Source organism: Dyadobacter linearis (assembly GCF_907165045.1).
Lineage (GTDB): Bacteria > Bacteroidota > Bacteroidia > Cytophagales > Spirosomataceae > Dyadobacter > Dyadobacter linearis.
The window spans coordinates 1,248,170-1,271,549 of sequence record NZ_CAJRAU010000001.1 but is presented as its reverse complement, the minus strand read 5'-3'; the positions used below and the strand labels follow the sequence as shown (position 1 = coordinate 1,271,549).

Genomic DNA, 23,380 nt, shown 5'->3' with positions numbered 1-23,380 from the left:
TTATTTCAAATCAAAACGGGCGACGTTTAAAAATTCTTTATCCAAATGATCAAAGTCTTTATCCGTAGTTACTAATGTCGCGTTCAGAACACTTGCCGTCGCTGCAATCCACAAGTCATTTTTACCCATGTTTCTGGCTGAGCATTTTAGTGCTTTGCTTCGCAATCTGCCTTGACTGAAAGCGTCAATTTCTGCATACCGCTGTAATATTGGCTTTTTTAGTTCTCTTATTATCAGCACCGATTCTTCAATAGATTTAAGTGCGCCCATTTTCTGCTCACCCCAATTATTCTGAATTCCAATAGAGGTCAACTCTGCAATGCATACTGCGGAAGTAAACATTTGACTCGAACTTCCTTCGTCTTCAAAGTAGGATTGTAGTGTGTTGACTAAATTGTGTTTTCTCAAATAAGCTAACAGAATATTCGTGTCAAGAAAATATCTCATTTGGTTAGCTGAGAAAGTAAAACCTCCAATGGTTCCTGAATGTCCATCTTATCGGCTAGCTTTCTCATTCTATTATTATCGAAACCCTTATAACGCTGTTCTTTCTTTATACTCTCAATCCATTCCTTGGTAGTCGAATATTCAGTAGCAGGTTCGAGTAATTGCTTCGCAGGATCACTCTCGGGCAAAGAATAATAAGACAGATCATTTAATGAAACATCTGCTAAATCTGCTGCTTGCTTGGCATTAAGTGCTCCCTTTTGATATAGTTGAGCTGCAATTGACAGCAACACCTCTTTTTTCTCAAACTGGTCTGGAATTTCAATAGTTAATGTGTGCATACCGGCAATATGTTTAAATGTGATTACTACTCCAATATATCACTTTTCACCGACACCTCTACGGCTTGTGTGAAATCTTCGATGAGGTCTTCGATGTCTTCCAAACCAACTGAAATTCGGATTAGTCCTGGCGTAATTCCAAGGGCTTTCTTCTCCTCCGGTTTCAATTTCGCGTGGGTCGTGGTATTCGGATTGGTTACGATAGTTCTGGTATCTCCAAGATTAGAGGAAAGCGAAGCTATTTCCAATGCATCCATAAATGCGGCAACTCTCTCAAAACCGCCTTCCAGCTCAATTGTTACGACCGCGCCACCAGCTTTCATCTGCGATTTAGCCAACTCGTGCTGCGGATGTGATTCGAGGAATGGGTACTTAACCTGCTTTACATCAGGATGTTTCTCCAATGCCTGCGCCAGTTGCAATGCGTTTGACGAATGCTTTTCCATTCTCAAATTCAAAGTTTCAAGACTTTTGCTCAAAACCCACGCATTAAACGGAGACATAGATGGTCCCGTTTGGCGGCAGAAAAATCGCAACTCCTTGATATATTCTTTTTTACCTACAACAACCCCACCCAAAACGCGGCCCTGACCGTCCATGAATTTAGTAGCAGAATGCAAAACAAGGTCGGCACCAAAGTCGGCAGGAGTTTGCAATGCAGGTGAAGCGAAGCAGTTGTCAACGTTAAAAATGATATTGTGTTTCTTGCAAATGCGTCCGATCATCGCCAGGTCAACCAGATCAAGTCCCGGATTGGAAGGCGTTTCCAGATAAATCATGCGGGTATTTGGCTGAACAGCCGCTTCCCAATCCGCCTCAGAAGCATCAGCATCAAGGTAAGTATGTGTAATTCCCCATTTGCTCAAAATCTGGGTGATAACCTGATGTGCAGATCCAAACAAAGCGCGACAGGCGAGGATATGATCTCCTGTTTTCAACAAAGCCGCCATACTTGCAAACACCGCCGCCATTCCCGTTGCCGTAGCAACGCCATCCTCGCAGTCTTCCAGCATGCAGACTTTGTCCACAAACTCTTGCACGGTAGGATTTGAAAACCGGCTGTAAATATTACCAGGCTCGGTTTCCTCGAAAAGGGCTTTTCCCTGCTCAGCACTTTCAAATGTGAAGCTGCTGGTCAGAAATAGTGGTGTCGAATGCTCCCGGTACTTCGTTTTACCGGTTTGCGTACGTATCGCTTTTGTTTGTTTTTTCATGTTAAGCTTTTGGCTATTAGCTGTTAGCTTTTAGCTTTTTTTATATTATAATTCAATTGATTCAATTTGCTATTACCACTTTCCGGCTTAGACCTAATGAAGCTAACCGCTAACCGCTAACCATTTATAACTCACTCAAAACCATATAAATAATCCGTATACTCACAATCACGACAATCGTCCCGACCATGATCATCATTGTTTTAATCGGTAACCGGCGGGATAGGTTTGCTGCGATCGGGGCGGCGACCATTCCACCCAAAATCAATCCTAAAACGACCTGCCAGTGTGAGAAACCGATGATGCTGATGAATGTAATAGAACTTGCCAGCGAAACGAAAAATTCGGCCAGGTTCACTGAGCCAATGGTATATTTCGGGTGGCGTCCCCGGGCGATCAGCGTGGAGGTAACGATTGGTCCCCAGCCTCCGCCGCCTATCGAATCGAGCGTGCCGCCTGCCATCGCAAGCCAGCCGATCTTCCTGATAGGCTTTTTCTCAACCCGCTTTTTTAACGCTTTCTGTATGATAAGAATTCCCAGTATCAGCGTGTAAACTGCTACCAGAGGTTTGATTATGTAAATATATTGTTCGAGGGTAGAGAGCAAATAAGCACCGGTGATAGCGCCCAGCACACCTGGAAAAAGGATCTTTTTGAAGAGCTTGCTGTTAACATTCCCGAATTTCAAGTGCATATAACCCGAAACCCCGCTGGTGAATATCTCGGAACTATGCACGCTCGCACTCACCGCAGAAGGCGGTACGCCCAAAGTCAGCAAAAAAGTGGCGGCGGTAACCCCGTAAGCCATGCCCAATGCACCGTCGATCATTTGCGCCACAAAGCCGCCCAGGACGTAATAGAAGAAGTTTTCGTTCAGTTCAAGCTCATCCCAGAGTACCGTAAGCCGGTCGTAGGTGAAAAAAGTAAAGAGCAGGTGACCGACGATCATCAATGCGATCGCGGAAAAGATATTAACCGCCACTTCGGTGCGCGTCCTTTTTCGGACTGTGGCAGCCCAGATTTTTTGCTGGAGCGTTTCCCAGGTGAGGGGCGTTTTTGTATTATTCTTGGAATGAGGTTTGTCCCATGTTTCAGCGGGACCGGCAGGTATCTGGCTAAATCGCACATCTGATTCAGCGGGTAAGTCGCGCAGATAAACGATCTGCCCTTTTTCCCTGGCCAATGCAGCCAATCGCCTGTCCTCGACCGGATCTCCACTGGCAATGTACGCTACGTCCAGAGATTCCCAGTCATTTGCTGAGCCTGCTTCCGATGAGGGTGTGAAATCCGCCGCTTCCTTCAAAGTCTATTAAGTATACTATTCTGGTAGAGTAATTCAGGATGACAAAGGTAAAGTCAAATTGTTAAAATTCAAAGGAACGTTACCTGCACATATTAAACATGCAGATGTTCCCAAGAATTTTTACAAAACCAGAAAAGTAACTAAAAAAAAGATTTCGAAATATGTACCAATCAATAGCACCGGACTTCAAAAAGAGCGGCCGGAACTTGCGCGTGTTTACTTAGTATTCTGATCTGCAGTGATCTGGTACTGACCGGCGTGTCGAGCAAAATCGTCTGTTTGGTCTGATGGTTTTCTGATATTTTTCCAATAACAACTCCATTTTCATCAGCAATTTCCAGGTCACTTACACAAAAAGGCATCACCGTTTCAGGGTGCACGTAGATAACGTTTTCCATCGGGTGATCTGAATCAGTGTCGAATACCAGCTCAATTTTAGAAACAGTCACTTCTTCGTTCCACTCAATTTTTATGGAAGGATTTTCGTCCGTAAAAGCCGCTACCCACGCATTTGGAGCAGAAATTGGTCTGTGGAGTGCGTTTTTAAGGTTTTTTGTTTCAAATAAAGTGATCGGTTCACTCAAACGAAATGCAAGATTTCGCCCCGCCGGTCTGCGCTGCGGGCACCAGAATTCGAAAGTATCAACGCCCAGATCTTCGGTTGGTTCCTGCTTGCCATAGTTGGATACCGCCGGATTTGTTGCATTGAAAACCGTCAATATCCCTGTCACCCGTTTGTCTGAATACTGCACTTTTAGCAGCTCATTTTTCATCAGACAAACAAAAACATAACAAGCCTCCGTCACACCTGCCGACCATTCCAGCGATACTTCATGCTTCCCGGCCGACAGTGGAATCGATTTTGTTTCCAGCGTAATATCAGGTGTGTGATTGAAAACTTCACTGCTTCTCCGCAGTTCCACTTCCAGTACTGTATTTTCCAAAGCTTCGATCTGAATCGTAATTGCAGGTATTGAGGCAGTAACGGGCAGCATTTGCGCGACCGAATGTTCAATTACATTCCAAATATCGGAGCCTGGAAGTTCGGACAAATGCAGGTTGGAAGACGCGGAAATTCTGGCTTTTTGAACCAGGTCAGCAGGATCTGCAATGTGGATTTGTGGTAAATACTGACCTGAACGCCAGAGTTCCAGCTGGTATTCCTCCAAATGCTGCGTGCCGACTTCGCGGGGACTACAATTGTATTTTTTCGCGAGTGCTGCTGCGATACCAACTGCCTGTCCGCCAACCGCGCTCGTCGCCATAACCCTTGTCGACGCAAATGCAACGTGCGTAGCGCTGATAATGCGGCCTGCGATAAACAAATTGCTGATGTTCCGACTGTAATAACACCTGTAAGGAATGCTGTAAACGCCTTTGCTGTGCCATTGATTACAACCCGACTGGTCGCTGTATACACCATCGGCAGGATGCAGATCCAGGCTCCAACCGCCGAATGCAGCTGTGTCTTCAAACGTTTTTTGCTCAACAACATCCTGTTGTGTCAGCATATAATCTCCCTCAAACCGACGACTTTCGCGCTTTCCGGGAATAGTACCTACCCATTCCAAAGTCATATTTTCCGACTCTGGAAATTCACCCGAATTCTTAATGTAGTTCCACGCACCGTACACTACCTTCCAAAGTTCCCATTTAATCTTTTCGGTATCATGCACCGTATCCAACCGACCGCCGAATTCCAGCCACCAGAGCCGGCAGCCGAAATCTTTGGGATTAAAGGTCTTATAACGCGGAATTTCCGTAATATCCTGCAATGCATAGGAGGGAGGGATGAACTTCACCGGGCGGCCAGCATCTTTGGAATAAAAATACATGGAATGCCCCAGCAGCTCACCGTAGGCTTTATCCGGCGCAAATTTTTCACCAAACTCCTCCATTGATTCCGCGCCCATTCTGAATGCGGCACCTGCCAGAAAGCCCACAATCCCGTCACCCGACGCGTCGCAAAACAATGGTGCAGAGACTTTGTATTTCGTGCTGTTCTGGCTGCAAAATGCATGCACTGCCTCTATCTCGTCACTTTCATTTCCATTACCTGTTTTTTTGTCCAAATCGAAAACTGCAGTATTGAGGAGCAGCGTGATATTGATCTCCTGAATCACTTTTTCAAGCAAAACAGTATCAAAAATGAGTGGGTTACCATCAGGATTCCGGTAGATATTTTCAAGCATAATCTCGTCAATCACGCCACCTTCCCGCGCCCAGCGGTTGTTGTTTCCCATATGAGAGGTAGCGCCTAAAATCCACAACCGGACTTCGCTGGAACAGTTTCCGCCGAGAACCGGTCTGTCCTGGATCAATGTCACTTTTATTCCCGCCCGCGCCGCAGTAATAGCCGCGCAGGTACCCGTCAATCCTCCTCCTACAATCACCAGATCAGCCGCAGATTCAATGGTTTTGGGTGTTCTTTTCGCGGAAGCTTCTTCTTGTATCATTTTGTTAGATTTTTATGTCACTGGTTCAAAGCGAGGCGCCTTATTCCAATGCGAATTCAGCTTCCACTGTCAGGAAACCCGTTGGTTTATAGATCGAGATATGTGTTTTTCCTTCAAAGCCCAGAACCGGAATAGCCACTTCTTTGCTTTCGCCAGGGTTCAGTTCAGGCATACTGACCTTTGTGTTTGAAGTTTGAATGTAATAGCCGGAAATTCTCCGGGCTGGGAAATCTGCGCGGGCTGTCACCTTGATCGTCAGTGTATTAGCTCCTTGCTCACCTGACTTATAGCTTACTTTTTCAATCGTCACCGGTGATAGTTCATCCTGGTGCACTTTATAGGCGCGGCGAGGTGAGCGATCGGGACCGACGATTCCCCAGGGGCGGAAACCATTTACATTGGTACCAAACAATTTGCTGCGGTAATCATTGTAAGTCCACCAGGAAGTAGCAGCCACGTAAGGTCTTTTGCGAACCTCGGCAATAACGTCCCGGATGTGCTGCGCCTGGTATGCCTCGCCGCCGTTTCCGTCGGAACGCGTGCCCCACTCGCTGATGAATACGGGTTTATCGGGATATAATTTGTGAATATGATCGAGTGTTTTTGCGTGCCCGCCATAAATGTTGGCCGATACAAAATCCACATACTGGCTGGCTTCATCCTCCGGCTTTGCGGGCCGTGTATTGATCTGCATGCTGGCAAAAGTATACAGCCGGGTAGGGTCGACCTCCCTCGCAAATGCGATCATGTCCTTTGTCCATCGCTGGCCGCCTGGCTTATCGGAAAGGTATTCATTACCAACACTATAAGCGATCACACTCGGGTGGTTCCAGTCGCGTTCAGCCATTTCGCGGAACTGTGATTTGAAATTGGCGCGCATCGAATCATTGTCCATTTGCTTGCCGGTGAGCTGCCAGTTACCCACTTCGGTGATGATCAGCATGCCATATTTATCGGCGAGATCGTAATAATATTCAGTGGGGGTATAATGCGTCAACCGCTGAAACTCCATCCCGGCTTCTTTCATTAGCCGGAAATCTTTTTCAACCAGCCAGTCCGGCTCCATTGAACCAAGGCCTGGATAATCCAGTACCCGGTTTCCGCCTCCCACTTTCAGCGGTTTCCCATTGAGCAGGATCTGCGCGTCCCGTATTTCTATTTTCCGTATTCCAAAATGCGAGCCGATCGAGTCAGTACCGACTGTTGCTTTCAGTTCGTAGAGATTTGGCTGGTCAAGATCCCAGAGCTTTACCTCTGCAGCGGAAATGCTGGCTTCGGCCTCAATGAGCGCAGTTTGGCCAGCCGGGATGGTAGTGGGTTTTGTTTTCCATTTCAATGCAACAGGTTTCTTATCCTGAAATACAATAAAATTAATTTTGGGTGTAGCTGCATTCGTCGATGCATTCTTCACGCGAATTCTTGTGGTGATGCTCGCAGTATTTTTGGCAAGATCGGGCGTCGTTTCAATCTTGATATTTTCGGCATAAACCTCCGGCTCGATGGTCAGGTACACAGGCCGGATCAACCCTCCGTAATTCACCCAACCGACGAACGCGTCAACCACATCACCGTTATCCTTTACCCCCGGAATGGTATTCGTTTTCCAGGTATTGTTGTTGACAGCAACCACCAGCTCGTTATTACCTTCCTTTAACAATGAAGTTACATCGAAGCTGAATGGCGTGTAACCACCTTCATGCTCGCCGACTTTCTGTCCATTGAGCCAAACATACGTTTTGTAAAAAGCCGCATCAAAATGCAGGATCACACGTTTGCCGGAGGTGGGCTTCCAGGGAAAGAACTTACGGTACCAGGCTGTTCCGGTATAAAATTCATAACGGGGATCAGCCGAGAAGCAATGCGGCACGGTTACTATGTCCTGACGCGAAGGCTTGGCCACGCCTTCTTTGTACCACTGATTCGACATTCCAAGTTCGGCCGGGTCGAGCACAAACATCCAGTTTCCATTCAGCGATATAGCGCCGGGATCCTTAATATGGTACTGCGCGAAACTGTTCTGTGAGATCCAGCAAGCAATGATCAGAAGCAGAGTTTTAAATTTATTGTTCATAAAAAGCGTTAAGGAATTCAGATTGAATTAGGTAAAAGGTCATTCGTGCGGATGATTTTCTTGAACTGGTAACATCACGTCGACGGTAACTTTTCGCGACGCTACAAATGGGATTAAGGAAGAGAGTAAAACCACAACGGCAACTATCCCTGTAATCAGAGCTCCTGAGGTTGTTAAAAAGCTTAGTATAAAAAGCATAGCAGCTGTGAATAGCAGCGCGCCAGCTATTACCTGCAAGCCAAAACGGTTCTGACGTTTGATCTCAATTGCCTCTTCTCCATTGATTTCCAATGCATCAATGCGTTTTTGTTCCCTGGTTTCGAGATAGGTCAAATATTCGGCTGCAATGCGATTCTTCGACCTGGCCCAAAGTTCATAAGCGAGCAAAAGCAGCAGCGGCAGCCCGACTCCCACGATCGTTTCCATTCCCCGCGAAAGCTTGAAATCGAGCAGCATTGGTGAAAGGATTTTAAAAAACAGATTGACAAGAAGGCCGATACCGGTAATCCAGAGTGTCGTTTTTGCATTCAGCCTTTTAGAAAACAAAGCCCAAAGCGGCGGCGCAAGCAACGGCCCGCCCGAGATTGCAGAGATACTCAAAACCACTTCGACAATCCCGCCCGCCGCCGGAACCAGCAATGCGATGCCAATCATTCCCAAACCAAAAAACCACGAAGAACCACGCGCCACACGGATCAGCTGTTTGTCGGTGGCCGTCGGGTTGACCATACCTTTGTATATATCATTTGTGAAAACCGCCGAAACGACATTCAATGCAGTATTGGCGCTGGCAGAAGTGGAGAAATACATTCCGGTAAGCATTAAGCCCAATAAGCCCGGAGGCAGCACCAGCTTACAAATCATCAAATAAGCATTTTCAGTATCCAAACCGGTTAATGCCGGATTAATCGCCTTGTAAATCATTGGCGGCAGCATCCAGATGATCGGACTGATCAGGTACAAGCCGGCGAAAAGCCACGCCACTTTTTTAGCCGATTTCTCACTGTCGACACTGGTATAACGCTGCACCATCGTCCAGTTTCCACCAATGTAGCAAATGTGATAAATGACAAATGCGGCGACGAAACCAAGGGTATATTCACCGTTTAATAAATTGAAAAAATCGTCCGGCACATTCCGTGTGAAACCTTCCCAGCCGCCCACTTTGTCAAAAGACAGTGGAAGCAAGATGAAGACCGCGGCTGACAATACCACGAATTGCAGGATATCTGTCACCATCACGGCCCACAGTCCGCCAACTGCAGTATAAGCAATCATAAAAAGCCCCAATCCAATGGTACAGGGTACTAGTGGAAGATCCAGCGAGGCACTTACGAGCTTGGCGACCGGATATAAAACGGAGCCTTTGATAAAAACAGAAACGAGTGTGAAAATGAATATATAAGTCTTCTGGACCGGCAACCCGAGCCTTTCGCGAATGAATTCAGCGGCAGTCAATGCACCTGTTCTTTTCCAGCGCGGAGCCAGATAAAGTGCCGTAATTAATGCGCCAATGCACATTGTCCACTGAATGGTAATCGCCACCCAGCCATGTTTGTAAGCAATCGAGCCCCATGCAACGAATGTACCTGCCGAGAAAAAGCTCATAAATAAGGACAGCCCCCCGATAAACCAGGGAACCGCCTCCCCTCCGGCAAAAAAGGATTTCAAATTCCGCCCCGTCCGGGCAAAAAGCATCCCGATTCCAAGCACAAAAGCTGAGAAGACGAGGATGACAATAGTATCAATGTTGCTGTTCATTTGTTATTGTCCGTTGACTGAAGTCAACGGTTATTGATTTTTATGATTGAGAATCAATTGCCGCCGCCTTCAGGCGACCGAGAAGACAAGGATGACGATGGTATCGATGTTGCTGTTCATTTGTTATTATCCGTTGACTGAAGTCAACGGGTATTGATTTTTATGATTGAGAATCAATTGCCGCCGCCTTCAGGCGGAAATGGGATAGAATTTCTTGATTGTCATATTGATTTTTGGATCAAGAATCAATTGCCGCCGCCTTCAGGCGACGGAAACCGGTTAAAATGAGATTTCAATTGTTTTTTGTGAAAATGGGGCAATTGTTATCTGATCAATCTTTGCAGGTTGATTGTCTTCCAGCCATTTCATTGCACTGATTTTTTTGGAATCGCCGATTTTGGATTCATCAATCTTCAATGCAAAATCCGTTGCTGAGGAACTGTTATTCATCAGGATAATGTAAATACTATTTTTTGAGGTCGATTGCGCGGTAATGCATTCGATAGCAGCATTATCCGGTGTGGCCAGCCCGGCTTTGATCACCAGCTTCGCCTTATCTCCAAACACATTTCCCGGCTCGAAACCATAAGTCTGGTGCGGACCAACTTTCGGGGTGACAAAGCCTCTCGGGAAGCTGATTTTTCCATTGGATCTCAACACCGCTTCCGATAATAAGTAATCCGTGATCCAGCCGATCTGCCACCAGGCGTGGTGCGGGTACGGGCCGGCGCCGCGGTTCATCGCATTCCAGTAGTAAGAAGCAACACTGGTTTTGCTGTCCACAAATGCATCGCGGCCGATTGCAGCCGAGCGCGCCATATCTGCGAAAATCTGCTCGCCGGTTAGTTTGTACATCCTGATAAACATCCCCGCGTGGCTCGCCAGCTGAATAGGGCCGTGGCGTGTAGCCGAGCCAAAAATGCCGCCGTGCTCGAAACTGAGGCCAGTTTGGCTGATTTCCCAGTCTTCCCGAGCAACTCCGTTGACCGTTTTAGGAGTATGATTGGCGATAGGATGTGTGTAAATGGAAGTAGTGTAAATCTTGGCGCAGGTAACAGCCGCGTCCTGGTATTTTTTGTTTTTGGTCAAATCATAAAGATCCAATAAAGCCTGCGCCGACTGCCCGGTAGCGAAATCAGGTGCATAACGCGCATCGCCGCAAACACCGAGGAAAGAGCCGGTTTCTACTGCATTCTTGATAAACCAGTCAGCTCCTTTTTGCGCGGCTTTCAGGTACTTATCATCTTTTAAAATGCGGTAAGCAACGATCATTCCGTAAAAAGTGGGACGCACATCTTTAATGTCTTTAAATGTCTCTTTTTCTGATTTGCGATCGTAAGCAACTGCCCAGCTTCCATCGGATTTTTGCCAGCTCAATAGCCTGTCAGCGCCATATTTCAGCCGCGTTTTAAGCTCCTGGTTATCTGGTTCAAAAAGGAGCATGTTGCCGATATCCAGCATTACATAATAAGTAAGTGCCATTGGTTCAACGACTTCTCCCCATTCTTCAACAAACTTTTTCTTCTTAGCCAGATAATACTGACCTTCCACAGATCCCTTGAAAAAGCCTTCGTCGGTTTGCTGCTGCACAAGCTTGAAATTTTCGGCGGGAGGAAGCACTTTGTTAGTCAGCTCGGGATCGTTGGTCGCGTGGGCCAGCATCCACATCGCGCCATAATCCGAATTTTTCATGGCATCTTTTTGCGAACCTACCACGCCGCCGAGGTACGATTGCGCGCCTATTTGTTTTCCTTTAAATTCTTCAATATTCCAAAGTGAAGTTTTGGGGTCAGTGAGATACAAATGCATTTTTTCAATGCGATCTGTCAGTGATTGTTTGCTTTTGCGGAGAGCCAGCGTTTCGTCGAACTGGTATATATCATTGGCCGCGTGTTTGATCGCCTGAAACCAATCGCCCGCGATAATGCTGTACCTGAAAGAAAAGGTAAATTCTTCACCTGCATTCAGTTCTGATTTTTCTTCACCCAAAACAGGATAGTAAATAGTAGGCGCAAGCTGACCTTTCCGGTTCATGTGCGATAAGCCGATATGCCAGTCAGTTTGCGTGATCTTGTCTTTTTTCCAGGGATCCCGTGCCAGTCCGGGCTCCGGAATTACTGATAAAGTCACGCCATTTTTGGTAGTTACCAGCGGGCTCAATGTACTCGCACAACGCTCGCGGTAAATCACCGGACGGTCGGGCACGCCGTGACCGTATGTATAAGCGAGCGCAAAATTCTTCTGTAATGCATTTCCCTGGAAATAGCCTGGTACCGAAGTCCACGCGAGTTGTTCTTTGGCAACGGTACCGAGAGTAGGAGTGGCCATTGAAAAGAAACCTTTCACCTTGGCTCTAATCGTCATTTTAACCAATACATCCGTCTGATTTTTCGGGTCGAGTTGCCAGTTGCTGGTAATACTCGCTACCTCCGTTTCCCTGGAAAACTCGATCGCATCTGATTTAATTAGCATTTTACCCGGCATAAAATGTATCGCTTGACCGGCTTTATTCAACGAAACATCGTTGATACTTTCCTTCCATTGTTCGCGCTGGTAGGTATATGTTTCTTCCGGAAATTTTCCACCGGTCGTTTTTTCAAAGCTTTCGGTAGGTTCAGGAGAAGGTTTTGTCGGAGAATACAGTAAAGTGTATTCACCGGAAGGCTTGGGCCCGTCGATCCATTTTCCATCTTTTTTGACCTGCAAAACAGCGATCGGAAATGTACCGTTCGCGGCTCCTTGCCATGCTATTTTGATGTGCTCGTTACTGAGACTATTCGGGTACTTTTTCTGTCCAAAAGCTGCTCCTGAGATTAGGAGAGCCATTGATATCGTCGTGATTAATTTCATGGGTTAGGTATTTCTCTGATAAAATCCTTTATTCCGTTAGTTACATAACTGCTAATTTTCCCTTCTTCGTCGGTATAGATCAGGTAAGCTTCCAGGTGATTTTGTTTTGATAAAAATTCCTTTGTCGCTTCCAGTCCCATTACAAAAAAGGCGGTGTCGTAACCATCGACGGTCATCGCGTCTTTGGCAAAAACGGTCACGCTCAGCAGCGATGTTTCTTCCATTGAACCTGTTTTTGGATTAATAATATGGTTGAAAACGCGGCCATTTCTTGTAAAATGATTGTTGTAATTACCAGCTGTCGTCATTGCCAGATCAGTGAGTTTCGCAGTCGCAAACAGTTGCCCGCGTTTCAGCGGATGTTCAATCCCCGCTATCCAGGGAATGTTCTCATTTTTATTTCCCGAACACACCACTTCGCCACCAATCTCCACCATAAACCGGTCAATACCCCGGCTTCTGAGATATGTACTCACCACATCTACCGAGTACCCCTGCGCAATCCCATTCATATCGAGCCTGACTCCTGTATTTGCCTTAAAAATCGAATCTGAGTTGAAGTTAATTTTCTCAAAACCAACATACTGAAGCAGTGAGTCTACATTCGCCAGCTCGGGATTGGTTCGCTTTGCACCAAATCCCAGGGCTTCCGTCAGTGGCATGATAGTAGGGTCGAAGGCGCCGTTTGTAGCTGCGTGTATTTCCAGGGATTTTTGTAAAACGGGATAAAAATGGGCTGATTTGAATCGATGAGATCCAGTACCATTATTGAATGCAACTATCTCTGAATCTTTACGGTACAAGGAAAGGCACTTGTCGAAATCTGCGAGAATGGAGTCAATCTGTAATTTGAAATTCCGGTTTTGACTATCAAAATATTTGATGTGATAAGTAGTACCCTGCGCCTCGCCCGAAATGGAGATCATCGGCTCGTTCCGGGCGGCTTTTGGATTCACCGCAGGAACGAGCATTTGAAATAGCATTAAAAAAAGCGCAACCGGAATTTTCAAAATCATCAGATCAGTTTGTTACTCAAGGCTGCGGGGCAAGGGTTTCTCCTTTTAGGATCCCCATTAATTCTGGCAAATGTTGCTCATATACGCCGCGTGGTGTGGTTCTGTACTTTTTAGTCAAAGATGCCGCAAAGCCCACTACTTCGCCCATCATGCCGCAGGTACGCATTACCCGCGTGCTGCCGAAGGCAACGTGCGTGGTACTGATATTCCGCCCTGCCATAAACAGGTTCTGGATGTTTTTGGAGTATAAACAGCGGTAAGGGATCGTGTAAGGTGCAACTTTAATGTGTTTTGTTCCTGCAAAAAACTCCTGACCTTCGAAGTATTTGCTATTCTTCGCGTCGGGGAAATGCAGGTCGATGGTCCATGTAGCAGTTACTGAACCGTCAGGGTAAAACTTGCCTTCCTGAATGTCCATTTGGTTCAGGATATGGTCGCCAATAATGCGCCTTGATTCCCTTTTTCCACCAATGTAAGCCACCCAAGCCAGCTCGTGCTTGCCATATTTTGCAGCTTTGTTCTTTTTCAGATAAGACCAGTTTCCGTAGATCGCACGTAAGTTGTGATCGCGGATTTTCTCGGCGTCGGTAATGGTATTGAAGTTACCAAAACCGGTTTCCCACTGCCAGTCAGCCTTGGGTTCGTCAATGTGGTATTCGTCCGAAAACTGGATTGCCCAGGGTGTTTCGGGGAAGGACGAAACGGTGTCGCGAGGTAAGGAAGCCCATAAATTGGAAGTGCCTAGGGTAAAATCATCAGCCTTTTCTGCCGCCAGCGATTCGCCTGTTTCAGCCTTGCTCTCACGTCCCATTCTGAACTCCGCGCCAGCCAGGAAACCGATCGTTCCGTCGCCGGTGCAATCCGAAAAGAAGGAGCCTGCGAAACGCGTTTCCTTATTCGTAGCAATATCCCGGCCCACTACCGCCGTGATGATATCGTTTTCTTTTTCAACCTTATAAACATGCGTGTTTAGGAACAGCGAAATATTAGGCTCGGCTTTTACGATTGAAATCTTGCGTGCGTCACCATATTCTTTTGCATCAGGATTTCCGTTTCCGGGATCACCATTGTCCATTTCGCGCACAATGCGGCCGAGTTTCGGGTAATGGTTTTTATCTACGTCGCCCATTAAATGCACGCGGATTTCAGAACTGTTATTACCTCCCAGAACGGGTCTGTCCTGGATCAATGCCACTTTAAGCCCCATTCTCGCACCTGAAATCGCAGCGCAAGTCCCGGCGATCCCTCCGCCAACTACCACCAGATCATACTGGCCGGCTTCAACAGGTTTGTCGGTCAGGTTCAGCAGCTTTTTGCGGAATGCAGTTAGTTCTTCCAGCTTGTTCGGCGGGGTAAATTTTAAATCATCAGTAAATAAAATCGCATCGCAACGGCCATTGAAGCCCGTCAGATCTTTCATAGCTATGTTAACCTGTCCGGCTTTCAGGTCCATTTGCCCGGCATCATACCATTTCCATTCATCCGACCCACTTTCACCAAATACCTGACCGACAGCTTTCCCATCGAGCAGGAGCTGAAACTTTCCCGGGCCTTTCGGGAATGGCGCCCAGTCTTTTGTGCGTACCCACATCCGGTATTTCCCTGTTTTAGGGAACTGAATAGTCGTAGTTGCATCCTTGACGGGCCGCCCCATACCGTGCGCCATCAGGTAAGACGAGCCCATTACCACAAAAGATTGCTGATCAATCACCCAGCCGCCTTTGTCGGTGAAAGATTCTGTTTCGACGAATACATGATTTTGAGCAGAGACAGAAAGAGAGAAGAGAAACAAGAGTAATATCATTGTACATCCAACCATCTTTCCCCTTGTCTTTTCAATAGTATTCTCAATAGTATTTTCCGTTGGCTGAAGCCGACGGGAATTGAATAAAAGATCTGTCTCTCCCGTTGGCGTTAGCCAACAGAGTTGCAATAAGAAATCAATTGCCCCGGGCTTAAGCCCGGGGATTTTTGATGGGTTTAGGAATTTGTTATTTGTTTTCATGAATTAGTTTTTTGCTAGTATTTGATTGATTAGCGAAGCTTGTTCCTGGTTTGCATTGGGTAATGCGGCTTTGAGATTGTTGATGAGGGAGTTAGTCAGCGGGATGTTTGCCAGCTTCTTTAATATCGTGATCTGCAATGGATAGGCAGATTTCTGATAACTTTCCCAGAGCCAGGTCTGTCTCGCTTCGCTTTCGAAAAAGCGATTGTTCACATGTTGCAAGGCATGTTTGGCAGTAAAAATGTTTTTGCCGGCTATGATCTGCTGCAAATCTGCTTCAAATGCTTTTTGCACATTTCCATCCTTGCTCACCACTTTCTCCATTGCCCAATACTGATAATGGTAATTGTTGCTGGTCAGGAAGCTGTGTAGCAACTTATCGTCGGTGTAGCTTTCAATGATCTTCCGCATCTCGGGTACCGCCTTTCCGTAAGCGATTTGCCAAAGCGTATAGCAGGTGTAAACGGCCCCGTCGATCACCTGATTTTTGATGGTCTTCAATGTAGCACCGGCTTTCACATCCACGGAGTCTGTAAGGTCTTCGGTGCCTTTTGCAATCAGATCTTCCATTTTTAACTCGGCGAAAATGGAGTTGGGCTGCGCGAGAATGTCCTGCAACTTCTGGTAATCCTCTTCCTTAAACTCGTCGTGATCGACCTTCGTGAGCACCTTGTTTTTGGGAAGATCAAAACGTACATAATTACCCAGTAAATCCCAGTAAAAATTGATATACACCGGTTTGCATTCATTGGTATAGCAAACCGGTGTGAAGATATTCCTGAAAAAATACTGCGGCCGGCCTTTGTCGTCGAGCGCGAGTTTCAATGTGTAAGTCAAAGTGTCATTCTCCACAATCCTGAATTCCTTCACCTTCTCATTCTTAGGAACGAAGGAGGGGTTATTCAGAAAAAGTGATAGGAAGAAAGCGACACTTAGCATATTGTATTCACATTGGTTTGGTAAAATTGGTTTGCGCTGGTGCCGGGTTTATTGCCTGAGCCAGTAAGCGTTTTCGTCGTTAACAGGAAGCTCCTCCGGAGCTCGACATTGTTTGTGGCCTTTGCGATTCTAGAAACAGGGGGCCGCTCTGCGGCCGGATTGCGATGATTCAATAACACGGCAGCGCCCATTCACTCATTGACTCATTCAGTCACTCAGTCACTCAGTCACTCAATCACTCAATCACTCAATCATTCAGTCATTCAATCATTCAGTCATTCACTCATTCAGTCATTCAATCATTCAATCATTCAGTCATTCAATCATTCATTCATTCACTCATTCACTCATTCACTCATTCAATCATTCAATCATTCAAAATTGAACCCTACTTCCAAGCCGCATTCTGTTCCAGCTGCGGATTTGCATTAATCTCGTCCTGCGGAATCGGGAAGTATTTGTTTTTTGGCTGAACTGGTCGCGTCGGATACACCGAATTCACTGCTTTGGCAATCACGGTTTGGAACTTGTCGGTTCTTGTGAGGTCATACCAGCGGTCGCCTTCGGCAAACAGTTCCCATGATCTTTCCTGAATGACAGCGTCAATAAACGCATCTTTGGTCAGTCCTTTTGCCAGCTCAGCGACGCCGGCTCTTGTGCGGACTGCATTGATATACTCGTAAGCTTTCGCGGAAGGTCCGTTCAAACGCGCCTCTGCTTCTGCTGCAATGAGGTAAACATCCGCCATCCGCAGAATAGGTATGTTCGGGATCAAACCTGTGCTGGAAACGGGATCCTGGTATTTTTTAATCAAAACAGCGTCGGTAGTAATAGGTGTAATGCTCCGCTGAGGAACCCATTTTCCCGATTTATCGATAAAAGTAGTGTCCAGTAATTGTCTGCGCTTGTCCTTTGGATCGAATGAGTTGAAGAACGACATGTAGGCGAACATGGAGCCGTAAGATGTTTTTGCATATTCAACTCCCGCACTTCCGACTGGTCCGGCCAGACTGGTAAGCTGGTGCCCGTTCCCTGGCGTGATAGGATCCGCTTCATAAGCCCATATATTTTCACGGCGCGCTTCATCTTCCTTCAGATAACTGAAAACATCAATTACATTAGGCAGCAGACCATATTTGCCAGAATTGATGACAGTCTCTGCCTTTTCCAGCGACTTTGCCCAATCCTGATTGTAAAGGGCAGCTTTGGCATAAAGCGCATCTACTGCTTCCTTGGAAGGGCGGCCCTTTTCATTGGCAGGATAGGAGGCAAGCCCCGCTTGCCCTGCCTGATCCAGGTCGCTGTAAATCTGTTTGTAAACATCCGCCATTGCGCTTTTTGGTGCATACGCTTCTGCTTCCGTTACGCTGGGTTCAGTTTTTACCACCACATCTCCGAAGTTTTTGGCAAGCGTCCAGAAGTAAAATGCCCTTAGGAAATAAGCTTCTCCCAAGATCTGTTTCTTACGCGTTTCATCCATTGTTGCGTCGGGAACTTTGGTAATGATCCAGTTAGCCCTTTCGATTCCACTATATGAAGAAATCCAGAGCTGCTGAGGAGATTCGTTGGTGCGACCGGCACTTTTCTGAATGGTATAAGTGGGTTCTACGGTGAACAGGGTGAGTGAATTACGGCCCACAACACCTCTCGGGTAAATCTGGTCTGCGCTGAAATCCGGTACCATCGTTGCTGCCGGGCCGCCGTAAAGACCGCCCAATGCATCGTAAACGGACAGTAAGCCTTTTTCAGAATCCGAAGCTGTTTTGTAAAAGGATTCGACGAAAATTGAAGAGTAAATTTCTTCGTCTAACTGGCAGGAGCCGGTTCCCAGCGCAAGCGCGACGAGCAGAAGTATTTTCTTGAATGCTATTTTAGAAAGTTTCATAATTCAAAATTTAGGGCTTAAAAAGTAAGCTGAATGCCTCCAAGGAATGATTTCGACTGTGGGTAAACCAGGTTGTCAATTCCGATTGTTGTATTGGAATTGGCATAAGTGTTCACTTCCGGATCGAAGCCGCTGTATTTCGTGAATGTGAAAAGGTTGTTGCCGCTCACATAAACTCTGATTCTGCTGATCCCTTTGATCGTCGGGAGGGTGTAGCCCAGCATCAGGTTTTTGAAACGCAGGTACGAACCATCTTCCACCGCATAGGAAGAAATCGGCAACCGGCCAGCTACTGCCGGACTTACATATTGGTTGCTCGGATTTTCAGGTGTCCAACGGTTTTCTACACCCTGGAAAAGATTGCGCTGGCCAAGTGGGTTCTCGAATGAAAGGCGGCTGACGTTGTAAATGTCATTTCCTTCTGTTCCTGAGAAAAAGGCGCTCAGGTCAAAGTTTTTGAAGGTAAGATTTGTAGAGAAACCGTAAATGAACTTCGGATTTGGATTACCCGTAATGATCTGATCTGCTGAATTGATAGCGCCATCGTTATTGAGGTCTTTCACCTTGTGCCCCCCAAGTCTGCCGTCGTAACCTGGTATAATGGCTTCGCCGGTCTGGTTGATGCCGTCAAAAACGTAAGTTTTGAATACACCAAGCGGCTGACCCACTTTTAGTACCGTATAGTTAGTGATAAATCTTTCGTCAGTTGTTCCGCCGTCCAGATCCAGTACTTTATTCCGGTTAATGGTCAGGTTTCCATTAATGCTCCATTTTACCGGTCCGTCGAGCAGGTTTGCACTTGCTGCGATTTCAAGTCCTTTGTTTTCCAGCGAACCGTAGTTTCCCGTAATGCTGCTGTAACCTGATGAAAGCGGCAGAGTTTTGATATAAAGAAGGTCTTCGGTTTTCTTGATATAGTAATCGACAATTAGAGAGAAGCGGTTATTAAGCAGACTAGCATCAATACCGATGTTGGTCTGTGTCGATTTCTCCCAGCGCAGATCAGGGTTTGAAATTCCGGAAGGACGAATAGCAGTGAAGTACGTATGATTGATGTCGTAGCCGCCGCCAGACTGAACTGTCGCCAAAGATTGATATGGATCAATTCCGCCTGCATTTCCTGTAATACCGTAGCTACCGCGCAGTTTCAGGTCCGATAGCCAGTTCACATCTTTCATGAAAGGCTCTTCAATAAGTCGCCATGCTGCCGATACTGCAGGAAAAAATCCGTATTTGTGATTGGCTCCAAACTTGCTCGAACCATCTACACGGGCAGTAACGTCCACAAAATATCGGTCCTTGAAACCATAATTAACCCTGCCCATGTAAGAATCCAGCCGCTGCATGTTCCGGGAACTCGATACCGTCCTGTTCAATGCCAACTGAAGTGCTTCATTTCTGGTTGCATCGTTGGGAAAACCGTTCGCACTGATTTGATTGTTGTTATATTTCTCAACCTGGGTAGCGAACAAACCTGTGAATTTCAAGCTGTGGTGATCACCGATTTTGGTACCGTAGGAAAGCACGCTTTCATGAAGCAGACCCAAAAAGTTGGAATTGAATTTATTAGCAGTTCCTGAATTATCATTACGGTCTTTTACGGCTATAATGGAAATCGGCAGGTATGTATCGTAAATTCTGGAATCTAGATCTGCATTGAAAGATGCACGGTAGGTAAGTCCGGGAAGGATTGTATATTCTCCATAAAGGTTGATCAATGCGCGCTTGAAATTGCGCTTCTGCAAGATGGAAGTGTAATTCAATGGATTAATTACCTCGCGATATTGTCCGTTACCCTGTTCCGCAAACGGGAATATAGAACCGTCGGGTTTGTAAGGCTGCAAAGTTGGCGGGGCACCTATTGCCGCTCCGAGCACGGTTCCGGTTACAACACCCGCGTCTCCAACGCTTGTACTGCCGGCATCAATCCCATTGTTATTGGAAAAACTTCCCATCACGCTGGTACCCACGCGCAGTTTTTTGCTGACATTGTGATCGACATTAAGGCGGTAGGTGAACCGTTTGAAATCTGAATTAATAATCACCCCATCCTGATCGAAGTAGTTGGCCGAAATCGACAGCTGTGTTTTTTTAGTACCGCCACTGATCGTTAGCTGGTGATTCTGGATCGGCGCTTTCTGGAAGATAAGGTCCTGCCAATCAATACCTTCTCCCAGGCCCGCCGGATCGGGATAAGCTTTGTTTTTGAATGTTTCATTTTCGAGCTGCGCAAATTCGGCTGCGTTGAGCACATCCAGTTTTTTGGTTACCTGCTGCACACCGTAATAGCTTTCGATAGATACGTTGGTTTTTCCTGCTTTGCCACGTTTTGTCGTAATGAGGATAACCCCATTGGCTGCACGGGCTCCGTAAATGGCGGAGGCAGAAGCGTCTTTCAAAACTTCAACTGATTCAATATCATTGGGGTTAATGGTAGAAAGCGGGCTCACATCATTAATCCCGCCACTGTTTGAGATCTGAATTCCGTCAATCACATAAAGCGGCTCTGCATTTCCATTGATGGAGTTTGTTCCCCGGATCCGCACACTGATATTACCGCCGGGTGAGCCGGAGTTTTGGTTGATCTGCACACCCGAAACGCGGGATTGAAGTCCCTGCGCTACGTTAGTAATAGGTAACTGCGTGAGTTCATCCGATTTAATCGAGGCGATCGAACCAGTAGTCTCCACTTTTCGCTGCGTTCCATAGCCTACCACGACCACTTCTTCCAATGATTTTGTATCAACTTTCAAAACGGCATCTACGGTTGAGCGGTTGTTGATGGCGACTTCTTCTTTCAGGTAACCTACAAATGAAAAAACCAAAGTAGCATTTGCCGGCGCATCGACGGAGTAAGTACCGTCGACGTTGGTAAGTGTTCCCACCTGCGTGCCTTTAACGGTAACGCTGGCTCCGGGGACGCCTTCCCCTTTTTCGTCACTCACCTTTCCCGAGACATTGCCTGACTGGGCGTAAGTGATCTGTGCGAGGCTCAGCGACAAGCATAAGAGCCCAAGCAAAACGCGTATTTTTTTCTGCATATTAAAGAATATAGGGTTAGAGTGGATAACGGAATAATTCAATTCAGGTCAGATTTCTTTAGTATTGAAGCGACACGCGAATGTGAAATGCGGCCTGCAATTCGGTGTGATCTGAGCGTTTTTGAATGAAATTAACGAGCAGGGATGGCGGAATCAAGGCCATTTAAACCTTATCTAATCTCAAAATTGATCAAAAACTATCGGGAACGTTTGCGAATACGTTGCCGATATATGGTTTTATAAGTTAATAATATGATAATTCTTTATTTTTGCCTTGTGATTTCGATAATGATGCGAATAGGCTGGTTTGGAGGTTATTTATTTAAATAGTACAATTGAAATGATCAAGTGCGTGAAGTGCGGACAGGTTGAAGGAATTATGAAGGCGGGGTATGTACGAGGCAAGCAGCGATTCCTGTGCAAGCCGTGCAACTATTATTTTACAATCCAGGAAAAGGACGTTTCTGCGGCAGTTCAGCAAAAGAGGAGACGGCATCAAACGACGATCATTGATATTGCCAAAACGCTTGGCGTTTCCAACTCGACAGTTTCACGCGCATTGCATGGACATGCGGATATCAGTCCGGAAACCCGGCAGGCTGTGCTGGATACTGCCGCGCTGCTCGACTATCAACCTAATCAGCTGGCCTATAATCTGGTGAAGAGCCGCACGAATACGATCGGCATGATCGTACCGGAGTTCCACAATCCGTTCTTTCCCAATGTGATCATCGGTGCGCACGAGGTGCTGACAAAGGCAGGCTACAACCTGACGATCATGCAAAGTAATGAGTCCTACCAGGTAGAAATTTCCAATACAAAGGCAATGCTGGCCAATCGGGTAGACGGGCTGCTGATCTCACTAACACAGGAAACCAACAATTTTGACCATTTAGAGGTATTTGAGAAACGTGGGATACCGCTCATTCTTTTCAATCGGGTATGTGAGCAGATCGACGTACCGAAAGTGGTGGTGAATGATTTTGAGTCTGCTTTTATGGCAGTGGAGCATTTGTTGCTCAATGGATATGAAAAAGTGGCGCACCTTGGCGGGCCGCTCAATTTGCTGGTGAGCCGTGAGCGATTAAGAGGTTACAAGGCAGCGATGGAGAAATACGGAAAAAGCATTGAAGACCACATGGTAATTCAGGGAATGCTAACTCAGCAAAAAGCAAGAATTTACGGTCAATACCTGCTCGATCTGGCAGAGCGGCCTGATGCAATCTTCGCAGTAAATGATTCGGCGGCAATAGAAATTATGTTGATGGCGAGAGAAAAGGGCATCCGGATCCCGGAAGATCTTGGGGTTGTAGGTTTCAGCGATAATCCCGAGTCCGCGTACATTGGACCCGGCCTGACCACGATCAGGCAGCCGACAATGGAGATGGGCCAGGCTACTGCGGAGTGGATTTTAGAGCTGGTCGATACAGAGGAAATACCTGTGCACGAGCGGAAGATCTTGAAAACGGAGCTAATTGTGAGGGGATCGTCGGTGCGGGAGAGGTAAGTGATATTTTTCTATATTTGTCCTGGTTCCTCATTTCATGACACATACTTTACATTTTAAATCTTCATTATGATAAGACTTACAATGCCGCCAAAAAGGGATAGACGAGCGATCCGGGATTTTTTAAGAACTGCTAGAGTTCAGAAGAAATCGCCTGCCCAAATGGACACTACTGACTACTTAATGAGCGATCCCAGAAACAGGGAGCTTTTGCTGAAAGCGATTGAAGATGTTAAAAATGGCAAGTTCATCTTTCGGGACCTGATCGAACCATGATGCTCGCCTGGGAGACAGGCGCCTGGGAAGATTACCTGGAGTGGCAAATATCAGATAAGAGTATCGCGAAAAAAATCAATGAGCTTATCAAAGAATGCCTGAGAACGCCGTTTGAGGGAAAAGGAAAACCGGAAATGCTCCGCTCGAATTTCTCAGGTCATTGGTCAAGACGCATCAACGAAGAACATCGCCTGGTCTATAAAGTTGAGAAAGATTTAATCATCATTGTCCGCTGCCGATTTCATTATGGGAGGTAGCTTTCATTTTT

16 protein-coding genes are annotated in these 23,380 nt (G+C 46.5%); 3 read left to right on the top strand and 13 right to left on the bottom strand.

The window, feature by feature from the left end; translation table 11 throughout:
• The 13 genes from KOD92_RS05220 to KOD92_RS05160 all read right to left on the bottom strand — a co-directional run bounded on the left by KOD92_RS05220 (position 1) and on the right by KOD92_RS05160 (position 21,329).
• The gene (locus KOD92_RS05220; RefSeq protein WP_215232431.1) at positions 1-447 is read right to left on the bottom strand and encodes a type II toxin-antitoxin system VapC family toxin; all 447 of its coding nucleotides are present in this window, start codon (positions 445-447) and stop codon (positions 1-3) included.
• Complete coding sequence (locus KOD92_RS05215; protein WP_215232430.1) at positions 444-788, bottom strand: hypothetical protein; 345 nt, start codon at positions 786-788, stop codon at positions 444-446. Before KOD92_RS05215 ends, KOD92_RS05220 begins: the two co-directional genes overlap by 4 nt.
• A 26-nt stretch (positions 789-814) precedes the next feature.
• On the bottom strand, positions 815-2,002 hold the full coding sequence (locus KOD92_RS05210; RefSeq protein ID WP_215232429.1) for a trans-sulfuration enzyme family protein: 1,188 nt from the start codon (positions 2,000-2,002) through the stop codon (positions 815-817).
• 124 nt (positions 2,003-2,126) lie between these two features.
• Complete coding sequence (locus tag KOD92_RS05205) at positions 2,127-3,305, bottom strand: sulfite exporter TauE/SafE family protein (RefSeq protein ID WP_215232428.1); 1,179 nt, start codon at positions 3,303-3,305, stop codon at positions 2,127-2,129.
• Positions 3,306-3,475: 170 nt separating this feature from the next.
• A complete protein-coding gene (locus KOD92_RS05200) occupies positions 3,476-5,761 on the bottom strand; it encodes an FAD-dependent oxidoreductase (protein ID WP_215232427.1) in 2,286 nt (761 codons plus the stop codon).
• 40 nt (positions 5,762-5,801) lie between these two features.
• A complete protein-coding gene (locus KOD92_RS05195) occupies positions 5,802-7,832 on the bottom strand; it encodes a glycoside hydrolase family 2 protein (protein WP_215232426.1) in 2,031 nt (676 codons plus the stop codon).
• A 39-nt stretch (positions 7,833-7,871) separates the two neighbouring features.
• Positions 7,872-9,593: a sodium:solute symporter family protein gene (locus KOD92_RS05190; RefSeq protein WP_215232425.1), complete on the bottom strand. Its 1,722-nt coding sequence runs from the start codon at positions 9,591-9,593 to the stop codon at positions 7,872-7,874.
• Positions 9,594-9,872: 279 nt separating this feature from the next.
• Complete coding sequence (locus tag KOD92_RS05185; RefSeq protein WP_229254532.1) at positions 9,873-12,419, bottom strand: glycoside hydrolase family protein; 2,547 nt, start codon at positions 12,417-12,419, stop codon at positions 9,873-9,875.
• Between the two features lie 20 nt (positions 12,420-12,439).
• The gene (locus tag KOD92_RS05180; protein WP_229254531.1) at positions 12,440-13,459 is read right to left on the bottom strand and encodes an FAD:protein FMN transferase; all 1,020 of its coding nucleotides are present in this window, start codon (positions 13,457-13,459) and stop codon (positions 12,440-12,442) included.
• Between the two features lie 16 nt (positions 13,460-13,475).
• Positions 13,476-15,263 carry an FAD-dependent oxidoreductase gene (locus KOD92_RS05175; RefSeq protein ID WP_229254530.1) on the bottom strand — a complete coding sequence of 596 codons (1,788 nt, stop codon included), beginning with the start codon at positions 15,261-15,263 and terminating at the stop codon, positions 13,476-13,478.
• 204 nt (positions 15,264-15,467) lie between these two features.
• Positions 15,468-16,403 carry a hypothetical protein gene (locus KOD92_RS05170; RefSeq protein WP_229254529.1) on the bottom strand — a complete coding sequence of 312 codons (936 nt, stop codon included), beginning with the start codon at positions 16,401-16,403 and terminating at the stop codon, positions 15,468-15,470.
• Positions 16,404-16,791: 388 nt separating this feature from the next.
• Positions 16,792-18,288, bottom strand: coding sequence for a RagB/SusD family nutrient uptake outer membrane protein (locus KOD92_RS05165; RefSeq protein WP_215232422.1), 1,497 nt, complete (start codon positions 18,286-18,288; stop codon positions 16,792-16,794).
• A 17-nt stretch (positions 18,289-18,305) separates the two neighbouring features.
• Positions 18,306-21,329: a SusC/RagA family TonB-linked outer membrane protein gene (locus tag KOD92_RS05160; RefSeq protein WP_215232421.1), complete on the bottom strand. Its 3,024-nt coding sequence runs from the start codon at positions 21,327-21,329 to the stop codon at positions 18,306-18,308.
• 340 nt (positions 21,330-21,669) lie between these two features.
• Here KOD92_RS05160 and KOD92_RS05155 point away from each other — a divergent pair, with 340 nt between their 5' ends.
• The 3 genes from KOD92_RS05155 (at position 21,670) to KOD92_RS05145 (ending at position 23,369) form a co-directional block, all read left to right on the top strand.
• Positions 21,670-22,836, top strand: coding sequence for a LacI family DNA-binding transcriptional regulator (locus KOD92_RS05155; RefSeq protein WP_215232420.1), 1,167 nt, complete (start codon positions 21,670-21,672; stop codon positions 22,834-22,836).
• A gap of 69 nt (positions 22,837-22,905) precedes the next feature.
• Positions 22,906-23,112 (top strand): type II toxin-antitoxin system Phd/YefM family antitoxin, encoded by a 207-nt coding sequence (locus tag KOD92_RS05150; protein WP_215232419.1) that lies wholly within the window; start codon positions 22,906-22,908, stop codon positions 23,110-23,112.
• Complete coding sequence (locus KOD92_RS05145) at positions 23,112-23,369, top strand: Txe/YoeB family addiction module toxin (protein ID WP_215232654.1); 258 nt, start codon at positions 23,112-23,114, stop codon at positions 23,367-23,369. Before KOD92_RS05150 ends, KOD92_RS05145 begins: the two co-directional genes overlap by 1 nt.
• Positions 23,370-23,380 lie beyond the last annotated feature (11 nt).

Excerpts from the sequence above, each read along its gene's own strand:
- KOD92_RS05220 (WP_215232431.1), bottom strand. The coding sequence starts at position 447 with ATGAGATATTTTCTTGACACGAATATTCTGTTAGCTTATTTGAGAAAA.
- KOD92_RS05215 (WP_215232430.1), bottom strand. The coding sequence starts at position 788 with ATGCACACATTAACTATTGAAATTCCAGACCAGTTTGAGAAAAAAGAG.
- KOD92_RS05210 (WP_215232429.1), bottom strand. The coding sequence starts at position 2,002 with ATGAAAAAACAAACAAAAGCGATACGTACGCAAACCGGTAAAACGAAG.
- KOD92_RS05200 (WP_215232427.1), bottom strand. The coding sequence starts at position 5,761 with ATGATACAAGAAGAAGCTTCCGCGAAAAGAACACCCAAAACCATTGAA.
- KOD92_RS05195 (WP_215232426.1), bottom strand. The coding sequence starts at position 7,832 with ATGAACAATAAATTTAAAACTCTGCTTCTGATCATTGCTTGCTGGATC.
- KOD92_RS05190 (WP_215232425.1), bottom strand. The coding sequence starts at position 9,593 with ATGAACAGCAACATTGATACTATTGTCATCCTCGTCTTCTCAGCTTTT.
- KOD92_RS05185 (WP_229254532.1), bottom strand. The coding sequence starts at position 12,419 with ATGGCTCTCCTAATCTCAGGAGCAGCTTTTGGACAGAAAAAGTACCCG.
- KOD92_RS05180 (WP_229254531.1), bottom strand. The coding sequence starts at position 13,459 with ATGATTTTGAAAATTCCGGTTGCGCTTTTTTTAATGCTATTTCAAATG.
- KOD92_RS05175 (WP_229254530.1), bottom strand. The coding sequence starts at position 15,263 with ATGATATTACTCTTGTTTCTCTTCTCTCTTTCTGTCTCTGCTCAAAAT.
- KOD92_RS05170 (WP_229254529.1), bottom strand. The coding sequence starts at position 16,403 with ATGCTAAGTGTCGCTTTCTTCCTATCACTTTTTCTGAATAACCCCTCC.
- KOD92_RS05165 (WP_215232422.1), bottom strand. The coding sequence starts at position 18,288 with ATGAAACTTTCTAAAATAGCATTCAAGAAAATACTTCTGCTCGTCGCG.
- KOD92_RS05160 (WP_215232421.1), bottom strand. The coding sequence starts at position 21,329 with ATGCAGAAAAAAATACGCGTTTTGCTTGGGCTCTTATGCTTGTCGCTG.
- KOD92_RS05155 (WP_215232420.1), top strand. The coding sequence starts at position 21,670 with ATGATCAAGTGCGTGAAGTGCGGACAGGTTGAAGGAATTATGAAGGCG.
- KOD92_RS05150 (WP_215232419.1), top strand. The coding sequence starts at position 22,906 with ATGATAAGACTTACAATGCCGCCAAAAAGGGATAGACGAGCGATCCGG.
- KOD92_RS05145 (WP_215232654.1), top strand. The coding sequence starts at position 23,112 with ATGCTCGCCTGGGAGACAGGCGCCTGGGAAGATTACCTGGAGTGGCAA.